This is a genomic window from Sulfuriferula nivalis (assembly GCF_009937995.1).
Classification (GTDB): Bacteria; Pseudomonadota; Gammaproteobacteria; order Burkholderiales; family Sulfuriferulaceae; genus Sulfuriferula; species Sulfuriferula nivalis.
The window spans coordinates 2,704,432-2,718,753 of record NZ_AP021881.1 but is presented as its reverse complement, the minus strand read 5'-3'; the positions used below and the strand labels follow the sequence as shown (position 1 = coordinate 2,718,753).

General features: G+C 48.5%; 15 protein-coding genes and 3 tRNA genes. 10 read left to right on the top strand and 8 right to left on the bottom strand.

The genetic code is table 11. The features are described from left to right. The first annotated feature begins 79 nt into the window (after positions 1–79). A complete protein-coding gene (locus SFSGTM_RS13370) occupies positions 80–1,762 on the top strand; it encodes a type IV pilus assembly protein FimV (protein WP_162085591.1) in 1,683 nt (560 codons plus the stop codon). Positions 1,763–2,055: 293 nt separating this feature from the next. Here SFSGTM_RS13370 and rng read toward each other — a convergent pair whose 3' ends face one another. Genes rng through SFSGTM_RS13340 form a run of 6 tightly spaced genes read right to left on the bottom strand, consistent with a single transcriptional unit; the run spans position 2,056 to position 6,867 of the window. Beyond that, a complete protein-coding gene (gene rng, locus SFSGTM_RS13365; protein WP_162085590.1) occupies positions 2,056–3,510 on the bottom strand; it encodes a ribonuclease G in 1,455 nt (484 codons plus the stop codon). After that, positions 3,507–4,127, bottom strand: coding sequence for a Maf family protein (locus SFSGTM_RS13360; RefSeq protein ID WP_162085589.1), 621 nt, complete (start codon positions 4,125–4,127; stop codon positions 3,507–3,509). The genes rng and SFSGTM_RS13360 overlap by 4 nt, the downstream gene beginning before the upstream one ends. Then, entirely contained in the window at positions 4,120–4,590 is a 471-nt protein-coding gene (rlmH, locus tag SFSGTM_RS13355; RefSeq protein WP_162085588.1) for a 23S rRNA (pseudouridine(1915)-N(3))-methyltransferase RlmH, read from the bottom strand. Before rlmH ends, SFSGTM_RS13360 begins: the two co-directional genes overlap by 8 nt. 3 nt (positions 4,591–4,593) lie before the next feature. Next, on the bottom strand, positions 4,594–4,956 hold the full coding sequence (gene rsfS, locus SFSGTM_RS13350) for a ribosome silencing factor (RefSeq protein WP_232525979.1): 363 nt from the start codon (positions 4,954–4,956) through the stop codon (positions 4,594–4,596). After that, entirely contained in the window at positions 4,953–5,618 is a 666-nt protein-coding gene (gene nadD, locus SFSGTM_RS13345; protein WP_162085587.1) for a nicotinate-nucleotide adenylyltransferase, read from the bottom strand. The genes rsfS and nadD overlap by 4 nt, the downstream gene beginning before the upstream one ends. Further along, on the bottom strand, positions 5,611–6,867 hold the full coding sequence (locus SFSGTM_RS13340; protein WP_174237419.1) for a glutamate-5-semialdehyde dehydrogenase: 1,257 nt from the start codon (positions 6,865–6,867) through the stop codon (positions 5,611–5,613). Before SFSGTM_RS13340 ends, nadD begins: the two co-directional genes overlap by 8 nt. Positions 6,868–6,953: 86 nt before the next feature. On the opposite strand from SFSGTM_RS13340, the gene SFSGTM_RS13335 reads away from it, so the two are divergent. The 3 genes from SFSGTM_RS13335 to xerD are packed head-to-tail and all read left to right on the top strand — an operon-like array spanning position 6,954 to position 9,878. Beyond that, the gene (locus SFSGTM_RS13335; RefSeq protein ID WP_162085586.1) at positions 6,954–8,531 is read left to right on the top strand and encodes a hypothetical protein; all 1,578 of its coding nucleotides are present in this window, start codon (positions 6,954–6,956) and stop codon (positions 8,529–8,531) included. A gap of 2 nt (positions 8,532–8,533) precedes the next feature. Beyond that, positions 8,534–9,001, top strand: coding sequence for a methylated-DNA--[protein]-cysteine S-methyltransferase (locus SFSGTM_RS13330; protein ID WP_162085585.1), 468 nt, complete (start codon positions 8,534–8,536; stop codon positions 8,999–9,001). Beyond that, entirely contained in the window at positions 8,988–9,878 is an 891-nt protein-coding gene (xerD, locus tag SFSGTM_RS13325) for a site-specific tyrosine recombinase XerD (RefSeq protein WP_162085584.1), read from the top strand. Before SFSGTM_RS13330 ends, xerD begins: the two co-directional genes overlap by 14 nt. Positions 9,879–9,882: 4 nt before the next feature. Here xerD and SFSGTM_RS13320 read toward each other — a convergent pair whose 3' ends face one another. After that, the gene (locus SFSGTM_RS13320) at positions 9,883–10,617 is read right to left on the bottom strand and encodes a sulfite exporter TauE/SafE family protein (protein ID WP_162085583.1); all 735 of its coding nucleotides are present in this window, start codon (positions 10,615–10,617) and stop codon (positions 9,883–9,885) included. Further along, positions 10,614–10,970: a dihydroneopterin aldolase gene (folB, locus tag SFSGTM_RS13315; RefSeq protein WP_162085582.1), complete on the bottom strand. Its 357-nt coding sequence runs from the start codon at positions 10,968–10,970 to the stop codon at positions 10,614–10,616. The genes SFSGTM_RS13320 and folB overlap by 4 nt, the downstream gene beginning before the upstream one ends. Before the next feature lie 95 nt (positions 10,971–11,065). On the opposite strand from folB, the gene SFSGTM_RS13310 reads away from it, so the two are divergent. From SFSGTM_RS13310 to nusA, 6 genes are all read left to right on the top strand, one after another. After that, the gene (locus SFSGTM_RS13310; protein WP_162085581.1) at positions 11,066–11,890 is read left to right on the top strand and encodes a class I SAM-dependent methyltransferase; all 825 of its coding nucleotides are present in this window, start codon (positions 11,066–11,068) and stop codon (positions 11,888–11,890) included. Between the two features lie 61 nt (positions 11,891–11,951). Next, positions 11,952–12,027 (top strand) — tRNA-Gly (locus tag SFSGTM_RS13305). Positions 12,028–12,128: 101 nt separating this feature from the next. Continuing rightward, positions 12,129–12,202: transfer RNA gene (locus SFSGTM_RS13300), tRNA-Cys, on the top strand. Positions 12,203–12,205: 3 nt separating this feature from the next. Continuing rightward, positions 12,206–12,294, top strand: a tRNA-Leu gene (locus SFSGTM_RS13295). Between the two features lie 90 nt (positions 12,295–12,384). Continuing rightward, positions 12,385–12,813: a ribosome maturation factor RimP gene (rimP, locus tag SFSGTM_RS13290; RefSeq protein ID WP_162085580.1), complete on the top strand. Its 429-nt coding sequence runs from the start codon at positions 12,385–12,387 to the stop codon at positions 12,811–12,813. A 28-nt stretch (positions 12,814–12,841) separates the two neighbouring features. After that, positions 12,842–14,314, top strand: coding sequence for a transcription termination factor NusA (nusA, locus tag SFSGTM_RS13285; protein ID WP_162085579.1), 1,473 nt, complete (start codon positions 12,842–12,844; stop codon positions 14,312–14,314). Positions 14,315–14,322 lie beyond the last annotated feature (8 nt).

Sequence of the window (14,322 nt, the reverse complement as noted above, 5' to 3'; positions counted from 1 at the left end):
TTCTGTATGCAGCGGTGTAGCTATGTTTGGGATATTGAATGTGTGGCTTGGCGTAATCATAGAATGATCGGCGATATAGATGAAAACAATAATTAATGATCAGATGAAATTTGTCGTAGCCAAGTTATCGGGTATACCCAGCAGGCTGTGCGGAATATTTATATTACTAGGCTTGAGTATTACTCCTGCATTTGCGATAGGTCTGGGCGCGGCTCAGCTTAAGTCGGCATTGGGGCAACCATTAAATTTGTTAATACCGGTGATTTCAGCTACGCCTGCAGAATTGGATAGTGGTTGCTTTGCATTAGTTGCAACAGGGCGTGATGATAGTGGATTGCCTACGATTTTGAAGGCGAAGTTAATGGTACAGCGGCGCGATGATGACACCGCTTTTTTGCGATTGACGACTAACTACATTGTTAATGATCCTGTGGTGGCTTTTGCGATCGAGTCACGTTGTACAGGCGTAGTGAAGCGTGAATATATGGTGTTGCTGGATGTAGGCAGCCCTGTTGATACGCCAGTAGTGCAATCTGTTGAGTTAACAAATGCAGCGATAAAATCTCCTATAGCCTCCCCTGTGCACCCAATACATTCTGCCCGTGTAAAATCTGAGGGTCGGACTCGACCAGCATCACATTATGTCAGTAGCATGCGTACCGAGATCGCAACTGCAACGCCAGAACTCAAGCTGAGTTCTGATCTGCAGTGGCTGCCTGGTCAGCATCCATTGACCGCTGAGCAGTTAAGTGACCTCAAGCGTATGCGTAGTAAGTTGTCGATAGATGCTGGTGGTGATACTGGCACAGTAGATAATTTACAGGATGATATTGTTGCGACTCAAAAGCAGCTGGCACAGGCAAAACAGGAACTGGCGCAGTTGCGTAGCCAAATTGTGCAGGCTCATGTTGCAAGTGAGCGGGCTAAAACGCCTAGTGCACCGAAGCAAGCAACAGTGATACCGGCTTCTTCTTCATCCCTGTTTGTGGTGTGGATGCTGGTTGCTGGCGTAGTTATACTGTTGCTGGTTTATGTATTTATGTTTAGAAGACGTCGTCAATTGCCGGATTTTGATCAGGCAATAGCGCTGCCAGAGCCCGTTGTGTCAACTGTATCGCATTCGACTGTTGCTGTCGGTGATGATGTGGATGAAGACATGCACATCGCTGTCCGGGATGATTTTTTAATGGAAGATTTGCCCGGAAAATCCATGTCGGTTGGGAAATCCAACATGGAAAAAATGACGTCAGACAGTCTGTCCGTATCAAACTTAATGCGGGTTACCGAAGAAGCAGAGGTGTTTCTGGAGTTGGGTTATCCAGATAGAGCTATTAAAGTGTTGACTGATGATATTGAGGCGCACCCTAGAAATAGACCTTCAGTCTGGCTAATGTTATTAGGAATTTACCGGCAGCAAGACAACAGGCAGGCATTCGATGAAGCGCTAGTTGCCTTTAATGCGGGTTTTAATTTGGTCTCACCTACTTGGGATGATATTTTGCTTCCTGAACAGGAAGGTGAAGGGTTGCTGACAATGCCGCATGTGCTTACTAAAGTTATAGCCTTGTGGCCTAGCCATGAATGTCATGATTATTTGAGTGAATTGTTGTATGACGACAGGAATGGAACGCGTCAGGGCTTCAGGCTGGATGTTTATCGTGACATTATCTGGCTTAAAGAAGTGTGGGCAGTGTTAAGTCAGCCCGAATCACAAATTGCAGAAGATGTGGCCGCAAACGATATGCTGGATTGGGACTTGTAGCATTTTTTCTTGCATGTTGTACAACAGCGCAGCTTTCGGCTGCCCTGTTAACTTAAACCTAGAAACGGCAGTTGACCGCTAATTTTTTGAGTTAACATCATCATACTTAACGTTTATTTTGGGGGTTCGCCTGTCACTTGTTTGGTGACTACGCTACACGTTGAATTACACACCCCTCACGGCACATGGCGGCGTTGCTCCGCACCTGAATGGAATGACCATTCAGGTTTCTCGCGCCTTGCCCTGCACCGCGATGCACGCACACTTCAACGTGTCCAACTGCCGTTTCTAGGTTAAATCAGTATGATGTCGTACTGTTCTTGCGAGTAGCAGGTTTCTACTTGTAATGAAATCGGTTTGGCAATGAAATCACCCAGTTGCGCAAGATTCTGTGACTCTTCGTCCAGGAATAAATCAATGACAGTTTGTGAAGCTAATATACGGAATTCTTTGGCATTGAATTGCCGTGCTTCACGGACTATTTCCCGTAATATCTGATAACACATAGTCTTGGCCGTTTTTATCTCACCTCGTCCCTGGCAAGTAGGGCAAGGCTGACAAAGAATATGCGCCAGGCTTTCACGCGTGCGCTTACGCGTCATTTCAACCAGACCCAGTGGCGAGAAATCATGTACGGTCATGCGCGTATAGTCGCGTGACAGGGCTTTTTTGAATTCCAGAAACACTTCTTGTTGATGATCGCGATTATCCATGTCGATAAAGTCGACTATGATGATGCCGCCTAAGTTGCGTAAACGCAGTTGCCGGGCGATGGTTTGAGCGGCCTCCAGATTGGTTTTAAATATGGTGTCATCGAAATTGCGTACGCCTACGAAACCGCCCGTATTGACATCTATGGTAGTCAGCGCTTCAGTTTGGTCAATAATCAAATAGCCGCCCGACTTTAAATCAACACGTCTGGCGAGCGCTTTTTCTATTTCGGCTTCTACCGCATATAAATCAAACAGTGGCCGGTCTGCGGCATAGTGATGCAGTTTGTGCAGCACTTCTTGCGTATAGCTCTGCGCAAATTCCTGCATCTTCTGGAAGTTCTCACGTGAATCTATCAGTATGCGAGAAGTTTCATCGTTAGAAAAATCGCGCAGCACACGTAATGCCAGATTCAAATCTTGGTACAGCAAGGTCTTGGGTGCCGCAGTGCGGGCGCGCGTCTGTATGTCTGCCCACAAACGACGCAGATAATCGACGTCGGCCTGTAATTCTGTTTCACTCGCTTGTTCAGCCAGCGTGCGGATAATAAAACCGCCTGGTTCGTCGGCTGGGATCAGACTTTGTAGCTTTTGTTTGAGCTGCTCGCGCTCAGTTTCATCTTCGATTTTCTGTGAAATGCCAATATGCGAATCTTGCGGCAAGTAAACCAGAAAGCGACCTGCAAAGCTCATTTGTGTGGAAAGCCGTGCGCCCTTAGTGCCTATCGGGTCTTTGATAACCTGCACCATGATGCTTTGACCTTCAAACAGTATGCGCTCTATGGGGCGATCTTCATTGCCATTTTGTCTCTCTTCCCAAATGTCTGCTACGTGCAGGAAAGCAGCCCGCTCTAAACCGATGTCAATAAAAGCTGATTGCATGCCAGGCAGCACCCGGCAAACTTTACCAAAATAGATATTGCCGACTAAACCGCGTTGACTGCTGCGTTCTATATGCAACTCTTGCACCACGCCCAAGTGCATGACAGCAACTCGGGTTTCTTGTGGCGTGATGTTAATCAGTATCTCTTCGCTCATAGGGATTTTGTTGTCAGATAAGATTGTAATAAATTGGCTGTTTCATATAAGGGTAAGCCCATTACGCCGGTATAGCTGCCGCTTAAATGGGAAATAAAAACTGCTCCCCGGCCTTGGATGGCGTAGCTCCCAGCTTTGTCCAGCGGTTCGCCAGTGGCGACATAAGCCGCGATTTCCGCATCGGTCAGTGTTTTAAATCGTACTTCCGATATGCTGGTAAGGTGGGTGAGCGTGTCTTGATAGCACAGCGCAACCGTCGTCATAACTTGGTGGATGCGGCCTGACAGCTGTGCCAACATTTCTTTGGCATGAGCGGGTGAAGCAGGCTTGCCAAAAATGGTGTCGTCCAGTGTCACCATGGTATCTGCACCCAATACGGGATGCCTGGGCAAATTGCGTTGGCAGACACGCTGCCAGCCTACCTGTGCTTTGGTAATGGCAATGCGTTCTACATATTCGGCCGGAGATTCACCCGGCATGGGCGTTTCATCAACATCCAGGCGCCCAACTGATTCGCGTAATAGCAATACATCATAATGCACCCCCATTTGCGTCAATAGTTCGCGGCGACGGGGGGAGCGTGAAGCAAGGTAGATGCGCTTGGCGGTATTATTCACGATGGTATGGATGATTCTGAGTAATGCTCCATGCACGGTAAAGTTGCTCTGCGAGGAGCACTCTTACCATGCCGTGTGGTAGCGTGAGTTTAGATAATGCAAATAATTTATTGCCTCGTTGCTTGATGTCTTCGTGCAAGCCATCTGCACCACCGATAATAAAGCAGGTATCACGACCTGCACTTTGCCAGTCGTTAAAATGCTGAGCCAGTGCGACAGTGGTGAGTTGTTCACCATGTTCGTCTAACGCCCATATTGTGCTGTCTTTGGGTAAGGCTGCAATAATTCGATCGCGCTCTGCTGTTTTAATTTGCTCGGCTGTCTTACCTGTGGCACGTTTTTCTGGTTTTAGTTCTATCAGATTTATCATCGCTTCGCGGGGCATGCGTTTGGCATATTCGTCAAAGCCTGCTGCTATCCAGACCGGCATTTTTTGACCGACAGCGATGATGTTTAGCTTCATGATTTAGCTGGTGCGGCGATTACGTTGATCTGCTGCAGCGCTCCACAAAGCTTCCAAATCATAGTACTGGCGAACTGCAGGCTGCATGATATGGACAACAATGCTACCCAAATCAAGCAAAACCCATTCGCCTGAAGTTAAGCCTTCTATACCTTGGTCGGGTACGCCTAATGCTTTTAATTCAACTTGAACGTTGTGTGCAATTGCTTTGGTCTGGCGGGTAGATTCTGCGCTGGCGATTATCATGCGTTCGAACAATGCGCTTTGTTTGGATACATCGAGTACAACAATATCTTGTCCTTTGATATTTTCGATAGCGGTCACCACGGCTGCGGCGATCTGGTCTGTGTTCATTTCTGTGTTCATGTAGCTTCCGGTAAATAAAGTTGATGGGTGTGGATGTAGTCTAAAACTGCATCAGGGAGTAAATAGCGAGGATTGCGTCCACCGCGTAAGGTATCACGAATATGAGTTGCCGAGATGTCTAATGCGGTAATCGGGCGCATGACGATCAATCCTGCTGCACATGATTTGACATCATCTGGGTGGGCTAAACGTTTTTCCAGCTCATCGCGTAAAGCTTCGGGCATGTTGTCTTTCCATGTGCTCTGCGGGTAACCTGGGCGATGGGCGATGGCAATGTGACTTAAATCAAACAATTCGCGCCAGCGATTCCAGTTTGTAAGCCCTAGAAAAGCATCTGCACCTAAAAGTAAACATAATGGCTGAGTTGTGCCAAATGATACGCGTAATGAGTGTAAGGTATCTACTGTATACGACAGGCTGGGCGAGACCATTTCTCGAGTGTCAACGACAAAGCGCGCATTATTGGCGGTTGCCAGTTCCACCATGGCCAAACGATGTGCAGCATCCGTACGCGGCATACTGCGATGTGGCGGTGTGCCTGCTGGAATGAAGCGGATTTGTGCCAGATTAATCTGTTCTGCCATTTCTTCCGCTAAACGCAAATGACCGAAATGTATCGGGTCAAATGTGCCACCAAAAATGCCGATGGGCGCTTCAGCCACGCACGTGCCCGTCGCCCAAAACTATCCACTTTTGAGATGTCAGGCCTTCCAGGCCAACAGGACCACGCGCGTGGATTTTATCAGTGGAAATGCCGATTTCCGCACCTAGCCCATATTCAAAACCATCGGCAAAACGTGTCGAAGCATTAATCATCACACTGCTGGAATCGACTTCACGCAAGAAACGACGGGCGCGAGTGTAGTCTTCGGTGATGATGGCATCCGTATGTTGCGAGCCATAATGATTGATGTGGGTGATAGCGGCATCCATGTCATCCACGACGCGGATGGAAATGATGGGCGCCAAATATTCTGTATGCCAGTCTTCTTCGGTTGCGGTGACGATATCTTTGAGCAAAGCACGTGTGCGTTCACAGCCGCGCATTTCCACATTTTTGCTGGCGTAGATTGCGGCGATTTTTGGCAGGAATTCAGCGGCTACTGCACTGGCAACAAGCAAAGTCTCTGTGGTATTGCAGGTACCGTAACGGCTGGTCTTGGCGTTGTCTGCTATGCGTATGGCTTTATCCATATCAGCTTTGTCATCCACATACACATGACAAACACCATGCAAATGCTTGATGACAGGAATGCGGGCGTCATTCATCAGGCGTTCTATCAGCCCTTTGCCACCACGTGGCACGATGACATCAACGAATTCGCGCATGGTAATCAGTTCAGCTACTGCAGCGCGGTCAGTGGTGTTAATGACTTGCACGGCAGTTTCAGGCAGGCCAGCAGCAGCCAGTCCCTCACGCACGCAGGCGGCGATGGCTTGGTTGCTGTGCAGTGCTTCAGAGCCGCCACGGAGTATCGCGGCATTGCCTGATTTCAGGCACAGACCAGCAGCGTCAGCGGTGACATTTGGACGCGCTTCATAAATTATGCCGATGACACCTAATGGCACGCGCATCTTGCCGACTTGTATGCCGGAAGGGCGGTATTTTAAATCGGTGATTTCGCCGACTGGGTCAGGCAGTGCGGCGATCTGGCGTAAACCTTCTGCCATGCCTGCAACTGATTTTGCATTCAGTGACAGACGATCCAGCAGCGCGGCATCCAGGCCATTTGCGCGTGCAGCCGTCATGTCAGTTTCATTTGCAGCGAGCAAAATGGCGCTGTCACGCTCTATTGCATCAGCCATGGCTAGTAGTGCTTTATTCTTTGCATTGCTGTCGGCGCGGGCGATAGCACGAGAAGCCGTGCGTGCCGCTTGCCCAACTTGGTGCATATAGGTTTTAATGTCCATCTCTAGCATCATCTTGAAAACTAAACTTTAATTTTAACTCAAAAATGCGACTCTCTAATCTTTTAATCGGTTTAATGCTTGCGGGTATGGGTGCAATTACAGCTCATGCGCAAAGTGGTCTGGATGCACAGCAGCTGGCGCAGTTAAATTCACCTCAGTTAGCGCTGCAGCAATTGCAAGGGGCTAATCTCAGTGATGACGAATTGCGTTTGAAATGGCAGTTGTTGGCGCAAATGGATGATGCGGAAGCTATATTGCAAGCAGCATCGACATTGCCGAAAAATGCACCGCCGGATGTGGCGCGTTTGTGTAATCAGGCGGCAGCACATGCGGCGCTGCAACAAGGAAATGGCGTGTTGTCGCGTTCTTATTTGGCTGCGTTATTAGCCGATAGAACACTGGATACCACTGTATATCAACAGGCTCGTGCGGCGGTGGTACGAAGTTATTTGCTACCGCCTTTGGGTAACGAGGTTGCCAGTGTGATGCTGCGCTATCAGCAAGATTTTGGTAAAGATAAAGCTTTGTTGCAAAGCTATGCACTGGCGATGTTGCAAGCGGGTCGGGCAGATGAATTAAAGTGGGCGCGCAGCCAACTGGACGATACTGATGCTGTTGCTGAATTAATAGATATCTCAGCTGGGCAATTTACTGATGATCAAAGTAAGCTGCGTTTGCAGGCCGCTATTCTTGCGGCGAAAGATGCGGCGCGTTTAACGTTGCTGCGCAAATTAGTCAGTGCATACAATGCGCCTGATTTGTTGGCGCAGATAGATGAGCGTCTGCTGAATTTGCCTGAAGCGCAAATTACAGCCGATAAAATTTGGGAAGAATATCGCAGTTTGACGCAAACATTAGGTAATGTGCGTCTGCTGCTGTTTGGTTCGGATGCGGGCTGGGCTGATCTGGCCAAGGAGTCAGAAACAACCAATCCTATGATGGCGCGTGCAGTGTGGGCGTATCTGGCGCGTAGTGCTAAAGATGCAAATTTACGCCAAACCGCACAGCAGCAATTATTGACGCAATTGCATGCGGCAAAACTGGACAGGACAGCGTTGCGTTTGTTTGCGTCAGCCTGGCCTAATTTGCCAGCCAGTGTATTTAACGCTGATACGCGTTATCAGTTAGGTGCGGTAGCATGGGCAGAAAATCAGCCCGCTGTGGCAGTAAATTTATGGCGCGATTTACCTGCACCACCACAAGCGGTGGCTGTGGCAGATTGGCAAGTACAGCGCGCACGATTATTTGCGCGTCAGGGTTTGTGGCCGTTGGTGGCGGATGCCGTGTATGCATGGATACCACTTGCGGATACTGCGGTGGAAAGTGTGCGCTGGCAGATGCTGAATGTGGCATTGCAGATGCCGCAAGATAGCAGCGCTTTGCTCATTAAATTGTTACCAGTGCTGAACCCGGCGCAACAGCGGGTAGCCATGCAACGTTTGGGTGCAATTTCTAGTAATGATAAGGAAGCCGCTACCTGGTTATTGAATGCGGCGGAGAATGCGCACGATGAAGCGGCATGGCAGGCGCGCCTCGATGCAGCTGCGCGACTGAAAAAGGCGGGGCTGTTGCTGGATGCAAAACAACAATACCAGGCAGTATTGGCGGGTAGTGATGCTGCGGCTCAGCGTGCCTTGGCAACTGACGCGCTGGCTGATTTTTAACCATGCAATATCAGGCTGTCATAGCTGCTCCATTCGCGCACTTGGGGGTGATGTTTGATCAGTCTGGTATCCAGCGTATCGACTTTTTGCCCATGGCCACGCCGCTGTTGGCAAACGGTCATCCACATATATTCGCGCTAACGCAGGCGCTGGATAAATATTGGCAAAATGCGGAATATCAACCGTTAGCCGATGTGCTGGTGTCATATTCAGCGACCCCGCATCAAGCCCGAGTATGGCAGGCGCTATTGGCGATTCCTGTCGGGTGTACACGCTATTATGGTGAAATCGCAGCGCAAATTACATCCAGTCCACGTGCTGTAGGGCAGGCTTGTGGTGCGAACCCTTTGCCCATACTCATACCATGTCATCGTGTTGTCGGTAAGGCCGGCGCGGGTGGTTTTATGCATAGTCGTGATGAATTTGTGCTGGCTTACAAGCAATGGTTGTTGAATCATGAGCGTGGATAATCAAAGTCTGATTGATAATTTTTGTGATTTGATCTGGCTGGAAGACGGCTTGTCGGCTAATACCTTGCAAAGTTACCGGCGTGATTTAACACAGTTTGCGACCTGGCTGGATGGGAAATCTTTGCTAGGTGTGGAGCAGTCGGATTTGCAGAGTTATATGTCTGCGCGCTATCAGATGCGTACCAGTCCACGCAGTACAGCGCGTCAGTTATCAGCGTTAAAGCGCTTTTATCGATTAGCGTTGCGTGACGGGCGGATTGCGATAGACCCTACCTTAAAAATTGATACGCCTAAACTTCCGCATAGTTTGCCTAAAAGTATGAGTGAGGTGGAAGTCGAGGCTTTGCTGGCTGCGCCTGCGGGTGATGATGCGATGGCGGTGCGTGACCGGGCGATGCTGGAGTTGCTCTATGCCACGGGTCTACGCGTGTCTGAATTGGTGAGTATTTCGCTGCGTCAGGTTAATCTGGATATGGGTGTGGTGCAGGTCGTCGGTAAGGGTAGTAAGGAGCGTCTGGTGCCTTTGGGTGAAATGGCCGCAGATGCACTGACGTTGTATTTGACAACCGCACGTCAGGCTTTATTGCATGGGCGAGTGACTGATGATTTGTTTGTCACTGAGCGTGGCAGCGCGATGACTAGACAGGCGTTCTGGTATTTGATCAAGCGCCGTGCACGGCAGATAGGTATGGCTAAGCCACCGTCACCGCACGTGTTGCGTCATGCCTTTGCTACGCATTTGCTGAATCATGGTGCAGATTTGCGTGTGGTGCAGTTGCTGTTAGGGCATGCGGATATTGTGACTACGCAAATTTATACGCATGTGGCACGTGAACGACTGAAGCAGTTGCACGCCAAGCACCACCCTCGAGGGTAGCGCTTTAATGAAACGCTTTTATCAGCAGGCTTATGCTACTGCCTAGTAGTAATACGCCTATCAGTTTCATCATTTTTTCACGGGTGAGCCCGATGTGGGCGCGATTTCCGAGAGTCAGGCCAATGGCGACGATAGGCATGGCTGCGAAGTATGACCAGAATAAGCGCGTATCCGAGAATAAGCCTGCATAAGCGAAGCTGCCGATACGCAATGAGCCTTCTACTAAAATCAGGCCTGAAAAAGTTGCGCGTAATGCCGTTTTGTCACTGATACGATGTCCCAGATAAATGATGTAGGGTGGGCCACCTGTGCCGAATAAGGCGCCTATAGTGCCGCCACCGAGTCCCGCAGGGATTGCCCACCACCGTGAGATAATTTTTTCGCCGTGCAGGTTGAGTAGTGAGCGTATGCCAAAGATGGCAACAAAAATTGCCAGCGTGATCAGCATGGGTTGCAAAGGCAGGCTGGTGAGCAGGTGTGTTCCTAGCGTGATGCCGATTATGCTGAGCGGTATGAGGGTGCGTACTTCACGCCAGTTTACCTGGCGCAAATTGACCCCACTCAGTAATATGGATGCAGAAAAATCCAGCAGCAGCATTAAAGGCACCACAAATGTCAGTGGCAGCCATAGTGCTAAAATAGGAATGGCGATTAGGCCAGAACCAAACCCGGAAATGCCGCGGATAAAATAGGCGATAAGCAGGGTGATGCAGGAGTATGCAATATATTCAGTACTCAAGCTGGATTGCCGCGTTCTATGCAAATACCAAGTTGCTGTATGCCTGGTACTACTGCAATTTTGGTGACACAAACTTTAGTCCAGGGCGATTTGAATTCAGTGAGTATGAGTTGTGCAATATGCTCGGCCAAGGTTTCAACCAGTTGAAATTCTTTTTGCAGAACCGTGTCCTTGATTCGTTGTGCGACTTCGGCGTAATTGATGGAGTCAGCAACGTTGTCAGTCAGATAGGCGTGATTGTTCGCCAGCCCTATTTCCAAGTCTAGCTGTACCGTTTGCGGTAGTTTACGTTCCCATTCGTAAATGCCTATTATCATTTGCAGTCTGAAATCACGTAAAAACAGCTTATCCATGAATGTATGCCTAATTGTAAAAGACCCTATTCTAACTCAAAGCGGTTTTGCTTTGCGGTTACAATAGCCTTTAATTCATCTAATGCAGAGTTGTCATGTTAGTTATTCCAGAGATCAAACCCAATCAATCCATAGACTTACTCAAGGCGTTACACATCCTGACGCGTGATGGCAAGCTGAATCAGGACAGCCGACGCAAACTAAAGCAGGTCTATCATCTGTATCAATTCATAGAACCCTTATTGGCAGCCGTAGGGGAGAACGTACAATTGGTTGATCACGGTGCGGGTAAATCTTATCTGGGATTTATTTTGTATGACTTGTTTTTCAAGCAGCGTGATGATGCTGCTCATGTATTTGGCATAGAGACGCGGGAAGAGTTGGTGTTGCGTTCACGTGAATTAGCGCAGCAGTTGGGATTCGCGGGAATGTCGTTTCTGAATTTATCTGTAGCTGATTCTATAACCTCACCTTTGTTGCCAGCGCAGGTGGATATAGTAACAGCGCTCCACGCTTGTGATACGGCAACCGATGATGCAATACGTTTTGGTCTGGAGAAACGGGCAAAACATATGGTGCTGGTGCCTTGTTGTCAGGCAGAGGTGGCTGCGGAGTTGCGTAAAGGCAAGGCGCAGTCACTGGCACAAGGTGCGTTAGCTGAGTTGTGGCGGCATCCTATTCATACTCGCGAACTGGGTAGCCATTTAACCAATGTGCTGCGCTGTTTGCAACTGGAAGCACATGGCTATCAGGTGACAGTGACGGAATTGGTAGGTTGGGAGCATTCAATGAAGAACGAATTGATTATTGCCAGTTATAAAAATTTACCAGGTAAACGTGCTGCGGAACGGTTGCGTGAGTTGTTGATTATGTTCGGATTAACCGCATTAACTGAGCGTTTTTCGATTTCCCAGAAGTAAACAGATGTAAGGAAAGTGTTGACAGTGTGTAATATATCCTTATAATACGCATCTCATTAACGCGGGAATAGCTCAGCTGGTAGAGCGATACCTTGCCAAGGTATAGGTCGCGAGTTCGAATCTCGTTTCCCGCTCCAAATTAAAAGTGTATCTTTAATTAGTTGCGCTTAATAAAGGGAAAGCATGGCGCTTTCCCTTTTTAATTTGTTTGGTAATGAAGGTGGTACGCTGATTGTTTGGCGGGGTGGCAGAGTGGTTATGCAGCGGCCTGCAAAGCCGTGGACGCCGGTTCGATTCCGACCCCCGCCTCCAACCGCCCGGGTGGTGGAATAGGTAGACACAAGGGACTTAAAATCCCTCGCTGAGAAATCGGCGTGCCGGTTCGATTCCGGCTCCGGGCACCAGTTTTATTTGTAGTACATTTTGTCTTGGGTTTTCGAAAGCCGCGAGATGTTTTATGGGCTTATGGCCCTTTTTTTGTTTTTGGGTGGCGCATGTCGTTAGAGTCGTTAATAGAAGCTACGTTGGCAGGTTTAGGCTATGAATTGGTCGATATGTCTATGTCGTCTAAAAGTGGTTTGCTGCGTGTTTTTATTGATAAACCGGCTGGCATTAGCATAGAAGATTGTACGTTGGTAAGTAACCATTTGAGCAATTGGCTAGTGGTTGAAAACGTAGAATATGAGCGGTTGGAAGTATCGTCACCGGGTATGGATAGGCCATTGAAAACTTTGGCGGCTTATCAGCGCTTTATGGGTGAGCAGGTGCAGGTTAAGTTGCGTATTGCATTGGCAGGGCAACGCCGTTTCGTCGGCGTGCTGCGCGGTGCAAGCGATACACAGATTGAACTGGAAGTGGATGGTGCTATGCTTAAATTGGATGTTTCCAATATAGACATTGCGCGTTTGGTCCCTAATATTTAATGATAAGTATGGCCGGAGGTTGTTGAGTATGAGCCGCGAGATTTTGTTGCTGGTTGACGCGTTAGCCAGAGAGAAAAATGTAAGCAAGGAAATCGTGTTTGGTGCGTTAGAGCAAGCACTGGCTTCGGCTACTAAAAAAGGTTATCACGAAGATGCTGACATCCGTGTCGAGATTAATCGTGATAACGGTGAGTACCATGCGTACCGTCACTGGGATCTGGTTGAAGATAACGACCACGAATATCCTAGTCGTCAAATAGCGTGGACTGATGCACAGGTTTCACATCCGGACTTGCAAGTCGGTGCGGTGATAGAAGAACCGTTGCAGGCAGTAGAGTTTGGGCGTATTGGTGCTCAAGCGGCTAAGCAAGTTATTTTGCAAAAAATACGTGACGCAGAGCGCGAACAGATTTTGACGGATTTTCTGGATCGTAAAGAGTTTCTGGTTACCGGTACGGTTAAACGTATGGAGCGCGGTAGCGCCATTATCGAGTCAGGTCGTGTTGAGGGCTTGTTGCCGCGCGATCAAATGATACCGAAAGAGAATTTGCGTGTGGGCGATAGAGTGCGCGCATATCTGGCACGTGTAGAACGTGGTGGTCGTGGTCCGCAATTAATATTGTCACGCACAGCACCGGAATTCATTGCTAAACTATTCGAACTTGAAGTGCCTGAAATTGAAGAAGGCTTGCTGGAGATTATGGGTGCGGCACGGGATCCTGGTGCGCGTGCTAAAATTGCAGTCAAGTCTAATGATCAGCGTTTAGACCCAATTGGCACTTGTGTTGGTATGCGTGGTTCACGTGTACAGGCAGTGACAGGCGAGTTGGCAGGTGAGCGTGTAGATATTATTTTGTGGTCGCCTGAGCCTGCGCAATTTGTGATTAATGCATTGGCTCCTGCTGAAGTTAGCAGTATTGTGGTCGATGAAGAGAAACATAGTATGGATGTCGTGCTGGAAGAAGATCAGCTTGCGCAAGCAATTGGTCGCAGCGGTCAAAATGTGCGTCTAGCCTCGGAATTAACAGGCTGGGAGCTGAACATCATGACAGTTGAAGAAGCCAGCAAAAAGAATGAAACTGAAGCATTGGCAGTACGCGCCTTATTCGTTGAAAAGTTGGATGTGGATGAAGAGGTTGCGGATATTCTGGTAGCTGAAGGCTTTAACAGCATAGAAGAAGTTGCGTATGTGCCTATAGGTGAAATGCTGGAAATTGAAGGTTTTGATGAGGATCTGGTAAACGAGCTTCGCGCTCGTGCTCGAGATGCATTATTAACCGATGCCATAGTCAGTGAAGAAAAAGTTGAAAGTGTGACGCTGGATCTGGCGACACTGGATGGTATGGATAATGAAGTGTTGCGTAAGTTGGCAACACATAATATCGTTGATTCAGAAGCATTAGCCGAATTAGGTGTGGATGAATTGGTGGAAATGACAGGTGTGGATGCTGAACGTGCTTCTACACTGATCATGGCAGCACGTGCGCCATGGTTTGAATAATTTTAGTA